This is a genomic window from Mycobacterium sp. NGS22 (assembly GCF_059813095.1).
The window spans coordinates 38,049-57,532 of the sequence record NZ_JCALDY010000017.1 but is presented as its reverse complement, the minus strand read 5'-3'; the positions used below and the strand labels follow the sequence as shown (position 1 = coordinate 57,532).

The 19,484-nt window shown below is 63.5% G+C and carries 9 protein-coding genes; 1 reads left to right on the top strand and 8 read right to left on the bottom strand.

Annotated features, from left to right (window positions below; translation table 11 throughout):
* Positions 1-390 precede the first annotated feature (390 nt).
* On the top strand, positions 391-1,965 hold the full coding sequence (locus AC5Y47_RS17170) for a serine/threonine-protein kinase (protein ID WP_499945347.1): 1,575 nt from the start codon (positions 391-393) through the stop codon (positions 1,963-1,965).
* 177 nt (positions 1,966-2,142) lie between these two features.
* Here the strand turns inward: AC5Y47_RS17170 and AC5Y47_RS17165 are convergent, their stop codons facing one another.
* From AC5Y47_RS17165 to AC5Y47_RS17130, 8 genes are all read right to left on the bottom strand, one after another.
* Positions 2,143-2,703: a TerD family protein gene (locus tag AC5Y47_RS17165; RefSeq protein WP_499945344.1), complete on the bottom strand. Its 561-nt coding sequence runs from the start codon at positions 2,701-2,703 to the stop codon at positions 2,143-2,145.
* Between the two features lie 353 nt (positions 2,704-3,056).
* Positions 3,057-4,208, bottom strand: a complete 1,152-nt coding sequence (locus AC5Y47_RS17160; RefSeq protein WP_499945342.1) for a TRAFAC clade GTPase domain-containing protein — start codon at positions 4,206-4,208, stop codon at positions 3,057-3,059.
* A gap of 5 nt (positions 4,209-4,213) precedes the next feature.
* The gene (locus tag AC5Y47_RS17155; protein WP_499945340.1) at positions 4,214-5,047 is read right to left on the bottom strand and encodes a hypothetical protein; all 834 of its coding nucleotides are present in this window, start codon (positions 5,045-5,047) and stop codon (positions 4,214-4,216) included.
* 173 nt (positions 5,048-5,220) lie between these two features.
* Positions 5,221-7,905: a GAP1-N2 domain-containing protein gene (locus AC5Y47_RS17150; protein WP_499945338.1), complete on the bottom strand. Its 2,685-nt coding sequence runs from the start codon at positions 7,903-7,905 to the stop codon at positions 5,221-5,223.
* The gene (locus tag AC5Y47_RS17145) at positions 7,902-10,289 is read right to left on the bottom strand and encodes a SaeA-related protein (RefSeq protein WP_499945336.1); all 2,388 of its coding nucleotides are present in this window, start codon (positions 10,287-10,289) and stop codon (positions 7,902-7,904) included. Before AC5Y47_RS17145 ends, AC5Y47_RS17150 begins: the two co-directional genes overlap by 4 nt.
* 1 nt (position 10,290) lies before the next feature.
* Positions 10,291-12,606, bottom strand: a complete 2,316-nt coding sequence (locus AC5Y47_RS17140; protein WP_499945334.1) for a hypothetical protein — start codon at positions 12,604-12,606, stop codon at positions 10,291-10,293.
* A gap of 385 nt (positions 12,607-12,991) precedes the next feature.
* Positions 12,992-16,570, bottom strand: a complete 3,579-nt coding sequence (locus AC5Y47_RS17135) for a tubulin-like doman-containing protein (RefSeq protein WP_499945332.1) — start codon at positions 16,568-16,570, stop codon at positions 12,992-12,994.
* 66 nt (positions 16,571-16,636) lie between these two features.
* Positions 16,637-19,480 (bottom strand): vWA domain-containing protein, encoded by a 2,844-nt coding sequence (locus AC5Y47_RS17130; protein WP_499945329.1) that lies wholly within the window; start codon positions 19,478-19,480, stop codon positions 16,637-16,639.
* Positions 19,481-19,484: the final 4 nt, after the last annotated feature.

Sequence of the window (19,484 nt, the reverse complement as noted above, 5' to 3'; positions counted from 1 at the left end):
CCCCTCGCGTGGGTCAGGTCGGCTGTGTCTGCGTGAGTAGCAAACCTCCGGTCCGATGTGTCCGCACTTGCCGAACGATACGACTATTGGTGTAGCGAGCCTGCTGGCGCCTTTGCCACATCGGCACCGGGGGGCGGCACTAATCAGGTGAGTTGCGGTGCCCGTCGTCCCGCTTCGAGCTGCCCGAATACCACAAACGTCACATCAGCAACATCGGGCTCAGGGGCACAGCGCGTCGGCACAACTCAGTCGCCAGTCATCAAACACATACCCTCAGCGCCGCTCCGCCTCGCGTTGCCACTAGATGACATCATCCGTTCTTGGCAAACTTCGCGTTTATGTCAGACCTCTGCCGGATACTGGCCATAAAGAGGAGAGGTAGGGGTTTTCGTGAGGTCACTCGTGGGCGGAACCTTTGGCAAGTACGAGATCAATCGGCTGCTCGGCAAAGGCGGCATGGGTGAGGTCTACGAGGCGTTCGACACCGACAAGCGCAGAAGAATCGCGTTGAAGGTGCTGCCCGAGGAATATGCGGACGACGAAACCTTTCGCATCCGGTTCCTGCGCGAGTCGCGTGCCGCGGCGATCCTCGATGAACCGCACGTCATCCCGATTCACGACTGGGGCGAGATCGACCGGACCCTCTACATCGATATGCGCCTGGTCCAGGGCCCTACCTTGCACGAGTTGCTGCGCGCGGAGCCGCTCGACCCGGAGCGCGCGGTCGACATCATCCAACAGGTGGCCGCGGCGTTGGATGCGGCGCATGCACAGGGACTGATCCACCGCGACGTCAAACCGCAGAACATCATCGTCACGCCCAACGACTTCGCCTACCTGGTCGACTTCGGCATTGCCGAGGCTCCGGGTGACACGCACCTGACCGTGGCGGGATACAAAGTGGGCAGCTTCGCCTACATGTCTCCCGAACGGTTCGACGACGAGGAGACGACGTCCGCGGTCGACGTCTACTCACTGGCCTGCGTGCTGTACGAGACGTTGACCGGCAGACCGCCGTTCTCCGGCAACAGCCACCAAGTGATGGCCGCGCATATGTCGTCGCCCCCGCCCCGGCCCAGCGCGGTGAATCCGCGGGTGCCGGCGGCGCTTGACGCCGTCGTTGCCCGCGGTATGGCGAAGGAAGCCGATGACCGGTACGGCAGTGCGGGAGCGTTGGCGCGCGCGGCGAAACGTGCCTTGACGGCTCCGAAGATCAACCTGAACAAGACGGCTTTCGCAGAATCGCAGGCCCCGACGCAGCAGGCGCAATACTGGCCACCCCCCAGGGTCGCCGACGTTGCATTCCCCCCGCAGGATCGGGACGACAGCGCGAACCGCTACCTCGTCCCCACCCTGGTGGTGATCGCCGCCGCGTTGGTCGTTGCGGTCGTAGTTCTGACGGTAGGCATTGTGGCCAACCGGAAGTCCGACTCGAATGACTACTCGCCGGCCATCGCCTATCCGACTTCTGGGCAGCCAACCTACCAACCCTCCTACCAAACGACGACGGAACCGACGACGAAGTCGCCGACTTACCCGACGACGACGCGGTCGACGGATGCTCCGACCCACGCACCGTCCGGGGCTAGGTCAGCCGAGCAACAACTCGCGCAGATCGCCGACGCTGACCGTCCTTACGTGTACAGCCGACTCACCGAGAGCTGGGTCCCGCAGTTGAGTTCCAAGCGGCCCGGCACTGTCGACAACGGAGTGACGTGGGATCTCGCCATGGCGCTGAACGAGCATCAACGGTTGCGGCAGGTGTACGGCGCCAGACTGTTGTGGTCGGGCCAGTGGTCGACGTTCTCGACGTCGGATTATTGGGTGACGATCGCCGATGTCGGTTACACCGGCAAGCAAGGCGCCTTGGCATGGTGCCGGAGTCACGGGTTCGACCGTGACCACTGCATCGCCAAACTGATCAGCACGACGCATGGCGTGGACGGAAGCACCGGCTACAACTGAGCCATTTTGGGTCAAATGCCTTGTACGCCAGCGCGTTCGGCCAGCCAAACCAGCATCTCGTCCGCCGCGCGGGTGTCCACTCAATCCTTGGCGAACTCGCCGTAAAACCTCGGTTCGGAGCGGACACCTTTCGCCAGGCAACGTCCGATGTCTCCTCCACAGCTACTCGAGTGGCGCCTACTCGACATTCACACCGTAATCGAGAGCAATGCCTCGCAAACCCGACGCATATCCCTGCCCGATAGCGCGAAATTTCCATTCTCCGGCACGCCGGTACAATTCGCCAAAGATCATCGCAGTTTCGTTTGAAGCATCTTCGTACAGGTCGTAGCGTGCCAGTTCAGTACCGGTCGTACTGTCGACAACACGGATGTACGCGTCGCGCACTTGTCCGAACGTGTGTCCTTGATTGCTTTCGTCATAGATAGATACCGAAAAATAGATATTCGTGACATCGATCGGCACCGCAGGTAGGTTGACGTTGATCATCTCGTCCTCACCCTCGCCCGATCCCTCGCGTTTGTCGCCCTCGTGTTCAATCGAGCCGTCCGGTGAATGCAGATTGCCGTAAAAAACGAAATGCTTGTCAGAGAGCACTTGGTGATTCTCACCGCAGGCGAGCGCGCTGGCATCCAGGTCGTAGCTGCTGTTCCAGCCCAACTCCACGGTCACCTTGGTCAGATCAGGGGCCAGCTTCTTCAGAGAGACGTTGCCGCCTTTATTCAGTGTGACACCCATACCGTTCGCCTTTCACCCGTGTGATGAAGTTGCTTCCCGCTAAGACCGATGGTGGACACGTTAGTACATAGAGTTCCTGGCATCGGTGCGCTCATCAGGGCCGGCACCGATCACCGCGGTCGACTCCGCATCAATAGCTTTCATAGATCGCCTCGCGTACGTAATCCCCAGCAACAATGGCATTGCCCGCGTCAAGCGCCCTCAATTCCGCGCGCTCATTCATGGCCAGCGCATAGTTCCTCGTGTTAGTGATCCTCGGTCACTTCACCGCAAGGGCTCACGCGATGGACCTTCACATCAGCGACCAACACACCACCACTTACAAAACACCACGGGACGCAACCTGTGTTGCTTCACGCCAGCACCCCGCGGTCTGCGTAAACCCACCTCACCGGGTCCATGCATCGGAACGGGCAAATGCCACTAGCACTGATCTGTTGGCCGTGCGGAGCGCCGCCCAGAGCGGACACTGCAAAGAAGCGATGGTTGTACTGGCGTCCGTTGTGCGGGTTTACCATCGCGCGCAGCATTGGACCGGCATCAAGTCGTTGCAGCAGGCTGTGAACTTCGGCGTGCAGTAGCCACCCATCGTCGTCGTTGTAGCGACCCGCGACCAGACCAGGATCCCGCGCGAAGGCGGCACCTGTGTTGGACATGATTTGGCCGAAGTAGCTGCTGCGTACCTTTCGAAGCTCCTGTAGCGCATCGAATTTCGACAGAATCACCGCCAGTCGGGGATTACCGTCACCGATGAGGCGCATCACCGTGCGCAATACCTCACGAGGGTCGCCCCCGGTCGCGGCGTCGGTCGGTATCAGGTCGCGGAGGTGGTCGCGAACCTCCTCCACCCGCATGGGGTCGAAGAGGAACAAGACGGCGTCCGCCGCTGAAAAGAACTCCCAAGGTCGTCCACCGACGTTGTGGTTCTCCAGGTCCTCCCCCGCCACGTCGCGAATGACCAGGAATTCCCGCGTGCCGTTCCACAACCCGAGACTGAAGATCAACGGCTCGTGGTGATTTCCCCCCGTTTCCGCCTTCGGGGTCGGCGGAAGAATGCCGCGCTCTTCGTAGAGAGGCTTCTCATAGTTCTCTCTATATCGTTCGCGCGTATCGCTGTTGGCGAAATCCATCTCTCGATGATCCCGTTCCAGATGGCGCTGGAGCTGTTTGATCATCACCGCGATATACACCGTCTTGCCGGTCGTACGGGCACCGGCCATGGCGACGCAGGTGGCATTGCCGAAACGCCAATGTGGCGGCAAATGGTAATGGCATACCGGACAGATTTCGATGACCGGCCCGTCTAACTCGCGTTCAGCCTGCTGGAGCGGACCGTCGGGCGGAGAACCGGGCGGAAGATGGTATTCGACAATTTTGCCCATCGACACCGACCGGCCACGAAAGTCGCTTGCCACCTCATCGGGTGCGGGGTCGCGTGGTTGAGCCTCGGCCCACACCGAACGGTTTTCGGGAACCGCATTGAAGCATCGCGGGCACTTGGTCATACGGGTCAATCCCGTCCGCATAAGGGCGCCACGATCGCTGCGACCGCCTGGTCGATGAGGTGCGGATTGGCGTCGTAGAACGAGTCGGCGCGAACGCCGGCGGGCGGCGGAGGCAACACAGCACCCGAGAAACCGGGATAGCGCCGGGCAGACTCCGAGAGCACCAGCAGACTAACCGGAAACGTCTGCTGGGCGGGCCGAATCGCCACATCAGTGATCACCACCGCCAGCCCGGTAGATCCGGCGATGCGTCCTACCGCCGCATCGAGATTCGCGCCGATGCCGTAGCCGGATCGGTCCAGCGCCGCTATTGCCCGCGCTCCAAGCTCACCGACCGATTCCGTGGAAATCTCGGTGTAGCAGCCATCGGCCAGGCACGTGCGCAGCGGCTGTGATCCCCCTACTACCGCCGCAATGCCCGCCACAAGATCAGTTGCAGCAGAGAGAGTTCCGTTAGCAACAAGTGACGCCACCGACGTCGAGGCATCGATAACACAACCCACTGTTACCTGGCGCTCAGGGGGCAGCGAATCCATGCCGAGCGCACCCCGGCACGCCACCCGAGCGCGGCTGGCCAACGCGGGCAGCGGTGCATCCGCAGCAGTAAGCCGCGTTGTTACGGTCACCTGATCAGGGCTTGCCGGCGCGATGGTGGCCAATTCGATCGAAGCCAGGCCGGATACCTCGCGCGGTGCAAGTTCGGCGTAGTCCGCATCCAAGTCCTGGGTGCTGTCCGGCCCGATTGTCACATGCAGGACGGTGTCCTCATCGAACTGCGATCGTGACTCAGGCACAGCGGCGATGACGATCTCTTCGTCGATACGCGGCACGATGATCATCCCCGCCGAATACGTGCGTACCGGAGCTTCGGCGCCACTGAGCAGGCGTGCCACCAGGCGCACGCTGGAGGTGTGCGAGCCGACGACCGCCAGTGTCACCGACAACGGTCGCCGCGGCAGCCGAGCGGACCCGGCGCCGTCGAGCAGGTAGGTTGCCACAGCTGTGTTTCCTCTCAGCTCGTCCAGCGAAACGCTGATCGCTGCTGAACTTTGGTGATATTTCTGTCCTGCAACCACTCGCGAGCGGCGCGTTGGTAGCCGTCGAAAAAGATTTCGGCCTGATCAGCACTCAGTCCGCGAACCACGGACCACACACCATCACGAATGGCAGCCGCGTCCGTCGGGCCGCTGTACACACCGCGCCGGACCAAAGTGTCGACCACCACATCTGCCCACGATGGGCGCCCATTCGAGTAGTCGGTGGCAGTGGTCAGCAAAGTCGGCAGTTCGAGTTCTCTTCCGATACAGCGCAATATCGCGTGCGCCACGATCCACTCGACATCGATGAGACGAATCTCCACCAGGTCGGCGACTAGCTCGACGACCTCGTCGGCACGGTCCGACAGCCCCCGACGAAGTTCCCGCGCGGCGGGATTTTCGATGTCCCATGCCGCCTCTCCGCGGGATTGACCCAGGGTGAACAGCACCGCAACAGTTTTCACCAAGTCATCGGCCAGCTCGGCGACATGGTCGGGAGGCAGGTTGTCCAAGACGGTCGAAACGCATTCCCGCAGGGCTTGTTCGACACGCTCCGCGGGCCACGGCCGCGGTGTGTGGTACAGCGCGCGCAGTCGCGCGGTCGCCACCGCGCAGAAGTCCCACACACCAGGCGATGGCGGCAGTATCGTGCCGGCGATTCTTTCGATCAACTCAATCGGCAGCGGCTCGTAGTACAGAGCGAAAATCGCGATAGCGGGCCCGACCCGTCGGGGCCACCGGTTGAAGATGTCGGGGAGTTCGTGCGTCAAGGGGCCCCGGACGCTCAGTTCGGTCACCAATTCGCGACACTGGTCATCCGGCAGGTCTTCGGCGGCTAGGGCGAAGTGGATCGCGTCCCTCGCCAGTCGCGCGGCGGCGCTCGCGGTGAGGGCATGCTTTTCTGGATTGCGAACCGCAGCAGCGATATAGCGTGGCAGCAGCACGCAATCGTAAGCATGCGGATTGGGCGGAATACCTGGGGCGCTGTGGTCACCGAACAGCCACTGCCATACGTCGTGATCGATGGCGTTCAGCACGGAAGCGGACTGGCCTGCGACCACGGGCCGCAGGACCAGTTCGCGTGTAGAGAGGCTGATCGCGACATCTTCGAGCAAGGGGCGAGCCGCGACGCAATCGGTCAGCGTGCTGACCGATGCAGGACTGATCAACGCAATCAGGTTCGCGGTCTTGCGTGCAGGATCAGGGTCGGCGCGACCAAGCCGGTCGAGCACTTCGACAACGCGCAGCTGTCCGCGCAACGACTGCATCGGATTCGCCGACGATGACGTCAATCGGTCCAGCGCATCGACGATCTCTTGCCGCAGCGCCTCGATGTCGACGACCGGCTCGCGGGGAACATCGGCGAGGGACCCGCTGAGAATCCAGTCGGGGTCTTTCAGGATGTTTTGCAGCAGATTATTTGCCGCCCAAGCCAATCCATTGCGACGCTGACGCGCCCGCAGGAACCGAACGTAGGCGTCGGCTACATTCGTAGGGGCTGTTGCCGCCAATGCTGCAGCTACCGTGGAGCCGATCCACTCAACGCTGTAGGCGTGGCCCGGTGCGTTGTCGGCAATCACGCAGTCGGCGTCGTTATGAAACTCGCTGAGTTCTCGGTCGTGACGCACCGCAATAGCAAGCGGCCACTCGGGAGCCAAATCGTAATCACCCAGTTCGCTTGCGATCGAATCCTGTTGCGCCAACAGCCTTGCCGCCGAAACTTCGTCGGCAAGCACTCCTTCGGCCAGCACTGACCAACCAGTGACGCTCACTGTCCCGGTGCTGCTGCGGTGACTTGCCCCAAACTGACCGATACTCGGTTCTTCATACTCGTCGATCGCAATCCAGTCGCCGGTCGGTGCATCGGCTGCGCGTTCGTTCGCGACTACGACGAGATGGATGCCACGACTGAGATTCGTTGTCGCCAGCGCAACGTCGTCGTGGGTGGACCAGCTGAACCTGCGGGCCGTCCCCGGTGACATGAAATAGCTCAGGGCTGCGATCCACAGCGGGCCGCTTTCGATGTCATCCGTCATCAGCATCACGCCCGGGCCTCCGGCCATGGCTGCGTGAACGGCATCCAGCAATACCCGGAACACGCTCTGGCGGTCCACGGTGGTGCCGGTAAGAAACCCAATGACGGCCGCCGCGGTGATGTGTTCACTGGGCTCGGGAGCGCTGTCACCGTCAAGGGTGGCAGCAGCGACTTCTGCGGCACCGTACGGCTGCAGCCACTGCGCAGACCGCCAGAGTTGGATCGGCCGAAGCGTCGAGGCGGCGGAAATGTCACGGTCGAGTAATACATGGGCGAACACGTTGCCGGGACGTCCCGTCGCATCCCTGCCCGCATCCACGGTGTGCCAATAAGCGGCGGTGCGAACGTCGAAGGGCGCGTACACCAATCGGGCCGGCCGAGCGGCGATCTCATCAGGCGTGGGATAGGTCGGCAACGGCGTGCCGACGTTGAAACTGGTGGCGATTCGCGCCGTCAAAGCCTGTCGTTCCACGACGGTGAGGTCACCGTCTTCATCCTTGACCTGCCAACCACCCCCGGTACCAGAGCCGTCGTCGAACGAGGTGTAGATCAGTTGCGCGTAGCGCGGCGCATAGCTGTCGAGCGGGACGCTGCGCGAAACATTTTGCGGCGAGGGGGCGCTCATTGTGCCGCTCCCGGCACAGGGTCAAACCAGCGCAGATTTTGCAGCGGCGGATCGGTCAAGGCATAGCGCTTGGTCCGATCGGCCACCGATGCGATGAAGAGGCGGAAAAAGCCTCGGTGCCATGCCCAGTCAACCTGCCAACCGGTGCGGTAATCGCCCCGCGGAATTGCGTCAAGCGAGCATTGCGGCGTGAGTTCACCACCGCGCGGCGGCCTGAAGTAGACGTGTTCACCGTCGTTTGGACTCAACGGAAATCGGTCGCGATTATTCACCATTACCAACGCCACCGGTGACTCGATGGCATGGTCACTTCGTAACAAGACATCCCTGACGTGCGGCGGCGAATCATTTCGCGATTCGAGCGCGTAATGCAGTCGGTGCAATCCCGCATAATGCAACGCCGTTATCTGTCCACGCACCTGTTCCCCCCGCGAGAAAGCCACTGGGACAAGGCAAACGGCGCAACCCTTCGGTTCCAGCCGCCGTGGCAGGATGATCGCCCCGTCGCGGCGGTACTGACTTTTGCTGATTTCAGTCAGTGGTTGACTGCGCTCACAGATCTCCTCGGGGCTGAGCGTGGCGCTACCCACGTAAACCAGCACCGCCGCTGCGTGATTGGGCCAACCGAAAGTGATGATCTCGGTATCGAAGCGCTCGATGATCTCGACGTCACTGACCGGTGGAAGCGGACGGGTCTTGACCTTAGTGGTGCCGATACGGGCCTTGCCACCCAACAGGGTGACGGGCGTCAGGTACGCACGATCCCAGGATGCAGGCCATGGCACGCCGGCGATGCGGGAACGGCCGGTATCGGCCGCGACAACGGGATCTTTGATCAGCGCCTCGTCGTCAAAGCCCTGCACCTGTAGCGCGGCCTCGGGCATTTCACTACCGGCCAACCCCGGCGGCGGCGGTGTGTTGACGCGGTACACCCGCACCTGCCCGGCTTCCGGTGTCGACCACGTCAAGTCTAAACGTGAATTATCTTCGCTGATAACGACTTCCATATCATCGACCCTGCCAAGGACGACCGACACCAGAATCTCCTGCTGACGCGGTCGCGACAATCGCACCGACGTACCAACGGTGACCTCGGCCAGTGCTCGGTACAGATAGCGCATGCCGCGGCTCGCCTCGTTGTCGACGAAGCCGGTCAAGTTGGTTTGGCCGGCGCAAATCTGGTTGCGCGGGTCGTCGCGCACGGGTGCGCTGCCCTCCAACGGAATACGGTATACCCGCACTGACCGGGTACCGGGGTAGGTCGTCCACCGGCCTATCACCCGACCCTCGTCCTCGGTGACATTGAAATCGTCTACCGGACTTACCTCTTGACCCTCGGCAATAAGGAAGGGTTGATTGTGTCGGGCATCTTCATTGTCGATGCCGACGTGGCACCACACCTGGTAGTGGCGTACCGCGCAAGTCAGGAAGCGGTTGTCGTGCACATGCAGAGAGGTCGTTACTGCCACCAGATCGCCGGCTTCCGGCTTGAACGGTGCCGCCGCATCATCGCCGGAGACGACGCGATAAATGACCATCTTGCCGGCTTCGGGTAGGAACGGCTCGTAGGCCAGCCGCAAGCCATCTTGCGTCCCTTTGATCGTGACGGGTCCGACCTTGACGTCGGACTCGCCGTACTCGTAGTCGCAGAAGTCTCGGTGCGTGAGGTCCCGGAGAATGCCCTCGACTTGCTCGTGTCGCGGCGGTACGGCCCGAGGTTGCGGTTGCCGCTTGACCGGTGGCCCGGCCGGGACAGGGGGTGTTGACGCTCGGGGTGGCGGGGCGACCGGCGGCGACGACGCAGTCCCGGATGCGGGATCAGCGAATTCCGCTATCACAGCCGCGATTTCACGACCAAGGTAGGCCGCCGGCCCGGGCAGCTTACGGCCGATCTGGTCAGCATCAGTGTGTCCGAACTTGACCAGATTTCGCAAAGTGACGTCTTTGATCAAGACCGCGCCTTCGGCTCCCTCCGAGATGCGACGGGCACGCCACTGCATCAGCGCCGCCACAACCTCAGCGTTGCGGTCCGGTGGCGTCACCTCGGAGTCGGGCGCAGAACCGATGTCTGACGGCGGCGGTTCGACTGAGGAGGTCGTCGCTTCGGGAGTCGGCAGGTCGTTGGTGGGGCTCATGAGTTCATCCGGCAACTGGTCGAACGCGATAGCTGGACTCACACCGAACTTGACCTGTTGCAGCAGGAACTCGATCGTCGGCACCCATGCTGCCAACACCGGTGAAGCGACACGCTCTGTCCACTCCGCGGGATGCGCGGCGACGGACGCCAATTCGTCCGCCGTCGGGGGTGCGACACCAGCGGCGGCAAGTCGCTCGGCAAAGATGGTCAATACCTCAAGACGCTTCGATTCCTTCGCATCGGCCATGTCAGAACTTGAACCCTCCCCCAGGCTCGGGCGGGGCGTAGCCCTGGCTGGACTCGGACACTTCTTCGGCGTTGGGCCATGTCGATGACGGTCCCGGGGCGGGTGTCGCTTCGTTCCACATCGGCTGCGCGACTTCGCCCACTCCCACGCGGATGTAGTCGACAGGTATTGCGTCACTGAACTGTGTTGCCACACAGACGATTCCGACACCCACCACGTTGTCGGTGCGGAAGTCCTGCACCACCGCGCCCGCGCCGCTGGTGATCGCGATATCAGTCAGCAGTGACGTGTCAAAACGGAACGGGTTCCCCGGTGGCGCCGGACGGTCGATCTCTGCGAGGAACTCGCGTCGAGGCAATGCGGGGCCGCCGGGTTCCTCGACGTGACTAACCAGGGTGTCGATCAGTTGTCTCAGTGAACTCGTCAGGTTGTGCAGGGCGCGCCGCCAGGTCACCTCGGCACCTGTGGAGGTCAGCGACCCGGCGAACAGCGCGCTAGCCCAATTGTCCAGGACCGAGCCGCTTCCCCGACCGGGATACATCCACAGCGGTGAACTGTCCGCCGTGACGTCGCGGGCGCCCGGTTGTGGTGGTAGCGCAGAAATGACGAGATGCTCCCATGCGCCGCTGAGCCAACCGAGATTGAACAGATCGCGGTGTAAATAGCCCACGGTCGTTGCGACGTCTGCATCCGCGGGCGCGGCGTAACCCACCGCGGTAGACAAGGGAAGACCCCACGACACCCGTAGTGTTTCACGGCTCTGCTGATAGTCCGGGCCGAGCGGTGCGGCCAGAAATGCGCCCAAAGCGCGGCTCCACGAAAGGTATTCGCCGTACCCTTGGGATAGACGATTGAGGTCACGCAAAGCCGTGCGCAGATTCTCCTCGTCGACCACGCGTTCGTCGAGTACCGCCTTGCGCTTGTTCAGTAGATGGAATAGTTCCTGCTGATTGCGGATAAAGGCTCGCACGCACAACATCAGGCTGATCAGAGAAGTGGCCAGCGCGATGGCCACGGCGTACCACCATTTCAAATGGCCGGTCGCCGACAGGTAGGTGACCACCGCCGTGACGAGCAGCATCAACACGACAGTGAACTGGATCCAGTGGGCGAGCCGTTTGCTGCTTGTGTCGGGCGCGGGCGGCAATCCGGCTGCATTGTTGAGCTTTTGTAGGAGAGCTTGGACCTCACTGTAGACAGACGCGAAGGCATCTGCGAGGCGGCGGCCCACTGCAACGCCGAAACTGCTCTGGTGTTGCCGCTGCCAGTTGTCCAGGCTGTTGCGGGTCTCTCGCGCCTCCAGGCCGTGGTCGGGAGCGCGCTCGAGGTCGTTGAGCTTGTGCCGCAAGGTCATTAGTCCGAGCGAGTCGGTGGCATCGATGCTATCGACCTCGACGCTGGCCGCGATAGCGCCAGGGATATTGCTGAACTTCTCAGCGGGTCCGGGCACGATTTCGGCTGCCCTGCCGATGATCGCTCTATTCACACCGATCTGCACCGGCGGAAGTTCTTTATTGCGTGCGCCCGCATCGGCCAATGTCATCGCCGCGCGGCTGTAGTCCTGCCAGAGTGCAGACAGGTCGGCGCGCGCGCTGTGCTGAGCCCCGACCGGCTGGCCCGCGAGCACGCCACTGAGCTGGCTGGACGCAGCTGCGATATCGGACCATTCGACGCGTCTGCCGCGCGCGGTACGACCGTTGACCACCACCTCGTAAGCAGAGCTCGCGCCGCCGAAGACGGTGCTATTGACCGTCGCCGCAATGCCGGCGGAGACGCTGTCGACCATCGCGGCATACCAGGCGGCGGGTGCGTTCTTTATCGCCGCCCACATGAATCCGAAGAACATCTTCAATGCGGCGCCCAAACCGATCTTCTCCGCTGCGGGCGCGCGCTCGTAGCTGCGTCGCGGACCTCTGAGCACGGCCGAGTGCTTGTGCCAGAGCCGATCCGCCATGTTCGTCGCGGCCAGGGCGACGTCGGTCACGTAAACGACTTGGCCGCGTTGATCACTGGGCAGGGGCAGGGTCCCGTTCTGGGCCAGCAACTGTTGACGCAGCATTGCTTCGGTTTGTCCGGTGTCGATCTTGCGGTAGAAGGACCTGGTCAAGCGCACCACTTCGCCGGGCATCACCGGTGCACGATCGAGTGGGGCGTGAGAGAGCCCGCTCCACAGACCGAGGGCGCCGGCGAGAACGGGCGCGGCGTAGCGGCCGAGCTCTACCGGGCTGTCGTCGGCTGGCAGCGGGACATGACCCAGTCCCGGACCGGGTCGATCTTCGGGCGCGATCAGCAGGTTGTGCCAGCCGTCGACGGCCATCCGCGTACCCGCCGGCACCGCAGCATTGGGACGGGCCAGCAAGGCCCGCACCCGAATCGTCTGTGCGCCAGCGACAGCCGAAGCCAGCAGGTCGGTGATGAAGCGTTCCTGGCCCAGGGTCAACGGTGCATCCGGCCCCACCATCGGCACGATGACACATACCCGGACCACGCCGATGTTTCGAGCGGTGACGACCTGCCTCATCGTCACATCGCTGAAGTGACCACCTTCGACCCGCGTCAGCAGCTGCGGTGGCGCGCTATCGCTGGGATCGGTGATCCAGTAGAACGGGTCGACCAGTCCAGCGGCGGACAGGTCCGTGAGCACCGAGAGCACGCCGTCGGCGACGCCGGTCGGCGCGAGCACCACGGTGGCGGCAGGCATGTCAGAAATTACCTCCGGTCGGAACCTCGAACACATTGCCGCCCGGACCCGACGGCGGCTGCTGAGCGCCGTCGCCTGGCGTCTCGGGTTTCAGTGCCGCTTCTGCGCATTCGGCGACAATGTCAATCAGTCGTCGGGTGGCCATGAAGACATCCGGGGCCAGGTCCCGGAATATCGGCGCTTTGGCGGCCTGCTCACGCACGCGGATGATCGAGAACGACCCACCGCCCGCCGCGCCTGGGCTACCCGGCTCCGCGCCCTCACCGGGAGCCATGTAGTGGTGACCGGTGAAGTCATGGAACTCGGTGAAATAGCCTTCGATCAACCGCGCCCGTTCGTCGACGCTGACCTCTGGCCCGGTTCCGGGCACCACCGAATCAACGCCGGTTCCGGTGAGGCCGGTTCGCAGGAACTGCGTCAAGTGCTTCTTCGCGGCCAACGAATGGATCCCCGATAACGGGTCCTCCGGTGACTCGTCGTAAATCCGGCGCAGGGCGACATAGGGCGCCAACGACGACATCACCGGCGGCTGGTGCGACTGGGCGATCGCAAGCAGAAAGGACTCCAGGATCGCCGGGAGCCAGTCGTACGGCGCCCGGAAGTCCGACGGCGGGGTGAGCAGGGGATTGGGGAAGGGCAACCATCGCCGCTCCTCGGTGCTCCACACCTGCACCGGTTCGGTGTAGGGCTCGCTTGGAACATGAATAAATCCGATGGCGCGCCCGAGGATCCACCCGGCCACACAGGCCTGCCGTTCGGCGGGGTGCATGGGTAGCGCGGCAGGCAGCGGCCGTGCGCGCCGCCTGGTCCAGAACGCCTGGCGCTGGGATGGCGAGGCTGATAGCCATTGTTGCGAAGCCTCTTCGACGACCGCGGTGTAAGCCAGTGGCGAGTAGTTCGGATAGGAGCCGAAAATGTTTATCCGCTTGAGCTTTCCTTCGTCATTGAGTGCGCGCTCGAGCGCGTCCGAGCTGGACTTGTCGATCCGCGGTTGCTCGCGCAGCGCCGCGGCCAGATCCTGGGCGACATGATTGCCCTTGAACGGGATCGCCGAGAATTTGTACTGGTACTCCATCTGAGCGGCGCCATGGATCGCCTGCATCGCCTTCTCGTTGACGCTGGCCAACGGACGGGCCAGATTCAGTGCCTCGACAAATTTGATCACGATGTCTCGCTGGCGATCGACCATCTCCGATTCGGGCGGGTGATCGGCGCCCAGCACGAATTCACGCAGTGAGACCGAACAGAATCGGTCGAATGACTCACCGATGCGGGCAACGAATTTCCGTGCCCGGTCCAGTAATTCGGGCGGTCGGGTGTGGACGTCGTAGCGAGCGCGCTGAGCGATGAGCGCCTCGCCCGTCTCGGGATCACGGGGAAACACACTGGACCGCCACGCCGCGGTGCGCTCCACCGTCGGCTGGTCGTCGGCGGGCGCCCGGGTACCGCCCACCGTCGTCCAGCTACCGGTGATGACGTGTGCGACCGCTCGGCGGACTCCCTCCTCGAATCCGCGGCGCCCACCCGCGTCGGCGCCCACCGATTGCGGGAGATCGTTTTCGTACCGTTGCTTGAACTGCGACGAACTGGTCAGCATCACTTCGTTGTTCGCCTCGGAGAAGCGGGCCGCGACGGCGTCGTCGGTCTCCGACGGCCAGGCGGCGTACTCGTCGGTTTGCAGATAGGCCAATCCCCGCTCGCGGGCCGGCTCGGCCGCGGCACGGCGCAGCAGCGTTTGCGCTTCATCCAACGCCGACAACAGCTGGTCGATCACTTCCGTGGTCAGTGCGGCGGACGCCTTGCCCACTTGATCGGCCAATTGCGCGTAGATCTGCGTCTGTACCTGGTCGGCCGTGCCAGCCAGGACTCGCTCCAGTACCTCCGAGGTATTCGCTAAGTTGCCTTTCAGGGCGGCGAGGACCGGTTTGGCATCTTCGGACACCTCGCCCACGCGGGCACCCGGTGCGTGGCGCAGAAGGTCGGCACCACTGGGTACGACGACATCCTGCAGCTGTCGGCGCACCCGCTTAACCAGGCCGGTGGCATAGGGTAATCCCTTGTCCCCCAAGGCCGCCACTGTTGCGGCTTCCAGCCGGGCAACGAAATGGTCCTGCCAACGGAATGCCACGAGTTCGGCGACCTGCTGTGCCCCGTTGAGCAGTTGACCGCGGCGTTCGGCGAGCACCATCCGGACCCGTTCGGTCCACTGCGCGGCCGGCACCCCGACGCTGGTGTCGATGTTCGGGCGCACCGATCCGTCGACGATGGCGGTCGCTTGCTGGACGGCATCGTGCCGCTGCAGGACGGCGCTCATTAACCACGACGCGACCGTCCCGGCGCCGGCCAACGGCAGACCGAGTTGTGCGCAGATGTTAGGCCACTGGTTGTCCAGTATCGCGTTGACCTGCTCTTCGTCGGAGGCCAGATTGTCCGCCTGCAAATGTCCGCGCAGTAATCGGTCCACGCTGCTTCGCGCCAGGCGCTGCGCCGAATATTCCTTGTAGCGGTCGCGGCCCATGCTGAGGCTGGCGAAACCGAAAGCGCCCCAGGGCAAATTGTTCCACTGCTTGTTGCCCCAACCGAGATAGTGCCGGTTGCCGGCCACACCGGCGCCGTTGGTCAGGTCCCATTCGACGAACTGCTGCGTGGCCCGGCCCGACATCATCAGCGCCGACAAGCCGCGGCCCAAACCGCGGTATACGGCATCGGGTGAGCCGTCACCGAAGATCACCCCTTTTGCGCCGACGTGGCGGCCGACGGGGAACACCCGGGCGAACGGGATCAGCTCACCTTCACCGTGCTCGTGCCCCAACGCACGCAGCAATGCGACGTCATGCTCGCGGGCGGCACCGATCTGACTGGCCACGATCTCGCCGAGCATGGCCAGGGCGTTGGCGCGCACACCGGTGACTGCCGAGTCGGGCAGGCTGCCGAAAATGTCTGGGGCGACCATGAATACGCCCATCAGTCGTGGGTCCAGCCCGGAGACCATCGTCAGCACCCGGCAGATGTCGAGCGCCATCGACGCGCCTGCCCCGCCGGCCATCGATGACACCACCAGCACGATCGGCTGGTCGTTCGGATCGAACGCACCGGCCCCGGGCACCGACAGGGCCCGCATTTCGGAGTCTGTCGAGATCAATAACAGTCTGTCCCAAGCGCGTTGCAGTTCCTCGCGTACCCGCCCCACCTGACTGAGCGTGATGATCCGGCCGAGAGCCCGGTACTGACCGGCGCCGGTGCTCAGCGGCACGTGCACCGACTCCGGGTCGCGAGGCGCCCATGTGGCTACGGTGTCCAGAGCCTGCCGACTGATCAACTTCTGCGACAGTGCGCCGTCGAGGACCCGGTAGCTATCGCTTTGCGGCCCGGTCCCCACATAGCTGCCACCCTGATCTCGCACGGTGCCGATGTTGCGGACCGGCGTCGGCGAGGAAGGCACGTCGAGGTGAACGAACTGCCAGCCCTGCGGGATCTGGCCGATGCCGTACTCGGCAAGATCGGAGTGCAGTTGGTCCATCATGTACGCCAGCGTGGCGCCACCGGAACCGCCACATCCAACGACGAGGAACTTGCGCATCGTTGCTAATCCTCCTACGGTCGCGCACCCAGATTTTCGATGCGCCGCCACAAGCGTTGTGGCCGATTATCTGAACGGGTTAGTTGGGTCACCACCGGGAGGCGGCGAAGGCGCGGGTGAAGAACTGCCGGGGCCAAACGGGTGGGGAGAAGCACTGGGCCCGAACGGATTACCCGGTCCCGGAGCATGCGGCCCAGACGGGTATGCGCCGCCCGGCCGCGATGGCGGGGGTGGGAATGCACTGCCGCCCGGACCGAACGGCCCGCCACCCGGCGCCGGCTGGGGCGGGCCGTATGGCGTTCCACCGCCCGCGGCAAACGGATTGTCACCCACCGTCGTCGGCGACCCTCCGCCCCCGAAAGGATTGTCACCCGACTGCGACGACGGCGGCGCAGTGCCGGTCTTAGTACGGGCCGCGAGGTCTGCCAGAACCCGCGGCAGCGACGTGGTGATCTCGGTGGTGAGTCGGTCAACCACCTGGGTACCCGCGTCACCGCCGACCAGCAGCACCACCGTCGCAACGTCGGGCGGAGCCGCTGGATCCCGCAGCACGAACCAGGTGTTATGCACGGCCAGCGGCAGTTTCGCATCCGGTGTCTTGCCGTGTGTGGCGCCCGATTTGCCACCGGCGCCCGCGCGCCCGGGTGCGGACGCGACCACAAAGCCCGCACCGAACGGAGAAAGCCCGATGTGGGTGCGCAAGGTGATACCACCCAGATCCAGCCGGCGCGCCGGCTTGCCGAGTCCTTGTACGAGACTGACCAGTTCACCGTCTCGCACCGCAAAGGTGCTGTTGTCCCGCAGGACTGAACCGCCCGACACCCGGACTGGAATCTGTTGGGAGCGGAGGGATTTGGCGGGGATCCGGGTGATCAACCACTTCGAGAGGTACAAGAGCAGCAGTGGTATGCCGGGGCCCAGAATCATGGCCAACGCGAACGCGTAGCCAAACTTGGCTTTGTCCAAGGGCTTGTGCAATGAAGCGGTGAATGGCACCTCGACGGCGACCGGGTCTCGGCTACCGTCGGCCGGCGCGACCATCACCGTCACGGTGCCGTTGACCACTCCGTTGGCCTTGGCCGGGATTTTGATCGAGATGGGCAGGGATTCTTGTTTGTTCTCACCCGGCTTGAGGCAACTACCCGCCGACTCCGCAGGCGACTCCAGCGTTACCTTGCCGAGCCCGTCGGGTGCTGCGACGACCTTCGTGCCGTCGCTGGACAGCCACGCACACCCCGGTCCGGTCACGTCAACTTTCCCCTCGAAGGTGCCGTCGCCTTCGAGAGAACCGAAATCGATCCTGCCACCGACTTTCGGATACCCGACCGGTGGTTCGATGGTGACTGGCATGTCCACCCGTTGGGTGGCCAGTGGAGTGCCGCGCACCGGCATCCCACTGGAATCCACTGCATCTGCTGTGGTGACGTCCAAGGTCAGCTTCAGCGTCGCAGCACCGGGCGGCACCTGCGAAAGATCCACCCCCTGCGGCGAACGAATGCGATCTTTCGGAACATCCACTGCAATAACGTGTTCAGAGCCCTTCACGTCCACCAACACCGCGGACATTTTCGCCTGGCCGGGCAACGTCGTGGGGTCGACGGCCGTCTGGCGGCCATCCACCAGTCCGAACGTCAACGAGACGTTCGTGTCGCCGTTGTGCAAAGTGGTCTTTCCCGCTCCCGGCCACGCGGGGTACAGGTCACCCGAGATGTGGATGCGCGAGCGAGTTTTGGCCGTCCCATCGCCGACGGGGTCGACGAAGACCAGCGCCCAGACACCCTGCCATTGCGGCGCTTGGGGATTCGACATGTGAATCGAGACCGACTTCGAACCCTCGGGTTGGTAGTCGATTTTGACGCCACCCGCGTCGAGCGTGGCGGGCCCGTTCTTTAACTCGATCGGAGCGCCGTTCGGGGGCACCAGGTAGGCGACGAGTCCGGGATGGTCGGCCCCGGCCAGTACGCTGACCGCGCGCACCGAACGATCCAGCACGAACTTGTGTTTGGCTTCCTCGCAGATTACCCGTGCACAAACACCTCTGTTGTCGTACTCCATCGGTGGTTGCCCCGGAGTGGTCAACTTGTCGAACACAAACAAGAGGTCGTCGATGTTTTGTACCAAGTAGAAGTCGCCGGGGACGGGGCTACGGATCGCTCCGCACGACGGCACCGCTGCAGTCGGTTGACCGGTCGCGATCGCTTTGAGTAGGTCGAAATCCGAGGTTAGTTCGGCGTTGGGCGCCAGTCCGATGGCCAGGGTGACGATGCCGGAGGAACGCAGTTGATCGGCCAATCCCCCGCCGCGGCAAATGCTTTCTTGCGCGGCTTTGATAGTCGCCTCTTCGCCGGCATCAGAGTTCAGGTTGATGCCGGGGGCATATGGTTTGGTGGCGTCGCGCTTGGTGAACTCCAACTTTCCGTCGGTGAACCACGCCAGCGCCTGGCACTTTTCACCTTCTCCCGGTTTCGAGGCTTTTCCCAGCGCGGTTCGAGCGCCGTCGAGGGCCAACCAGTAGTCGGTGTCCGGTCCGGTGTTCTTGTTCTTGAAGGCTTCGATTCCCGCCTCCACGGTCGGCAGGCTTGCGGCATCGAGTCTGGTCCAACTCAACGCCGGGTGGTAGTCGTCGGAGAATCCGGCAATCGCGATCTCCAGACTGATGCCCGCGTCGGTGGAGAACTGAGAGAGCTTACGGGCCAGATACTTTGCGGCGTTGACCCGGTTGGCCTGCGGGTCGGTGGATTGCAGACTCCCGGATTCGTCGATCATGAGCAGGATCTGCCCGGACTTCTGAGCCGACAGGCAGCCGCCGAACCGGTCGGCCCCCGGGGTCTCGCTGGTCTTAGCTGGGCCAGGCGCGGCGAGGAGAACAGGAAGCAGCAAAACCGCCAGCGCAGCGGCGAAATTGCGCATCCGG

What these genes read in the sequence shown, in the direction of transcription:
- AC5Y47_RS17145 (WP_499945336.1), bottom strand. Translation starts at nt 10,289, where the DNA reads ATGGCCGATGCGAAGGAATCGAAGCGTCTTGAGGTATTGACCATCTTT.
- AC5Y47_RS17130 (WP_499945329.1), bottom strand. Translation starts at nt 19,480, where the DNA reads ATGCGCAATTTCGCCGCTGCGCTGGCGGTTTTGCTGCTTCCTGTTCTC.
- AC5Y47_RS17140 (WP_499945334.1), bottom strand. Translation starts at nt 12,606, where the DNA reads ATGGCCGTCGACGGCTGGCACAACCTGCTGATCGCGCCCGAAGATCGA.
- AC5Y47_RS17165 (WP_499945344.1), bottom strand. Translation starts at nt 2,703, where the DNA reads ATGGGTGTCACACTGAATAAAGGCGGCAACGTCTCTCTGAAGAAGCTG.
- AC5Y47_RS17150 (WP_499945338.1), bottom strand. Translation starts at nt 7,905, where the DNA reads ATGAGCGCCCCCTCGCCGCAAAATGTTTCGCGCAGCGTCCCGCTCGAC.
- AC5Y47_RS17160 (WP_499945342.1), bottom strand. Translation starts at nt 4,208, where the DNA reads ATGACCAAGTGCCCGCGATGCTTCAATGCGGTTCCCGAAAACCGTTCG.
- AC5Y47_RS17155 (WP_499945340.1), bottom strand. Translation starts at nt 5,047, where the DNA reads ATGATCATCGTGCCGCGTATCGACGAAGAGATCGTCATCGCCGCTGTG.
- AC5Y47_RS17135 (WP_499945332.1), bottom strand. Translation starts at nt 16,570, where the DNA reads ATGCGCAAGTTCCTCGTCGTTGGATGTGGCGGTTCCGGTGGCGCCACG.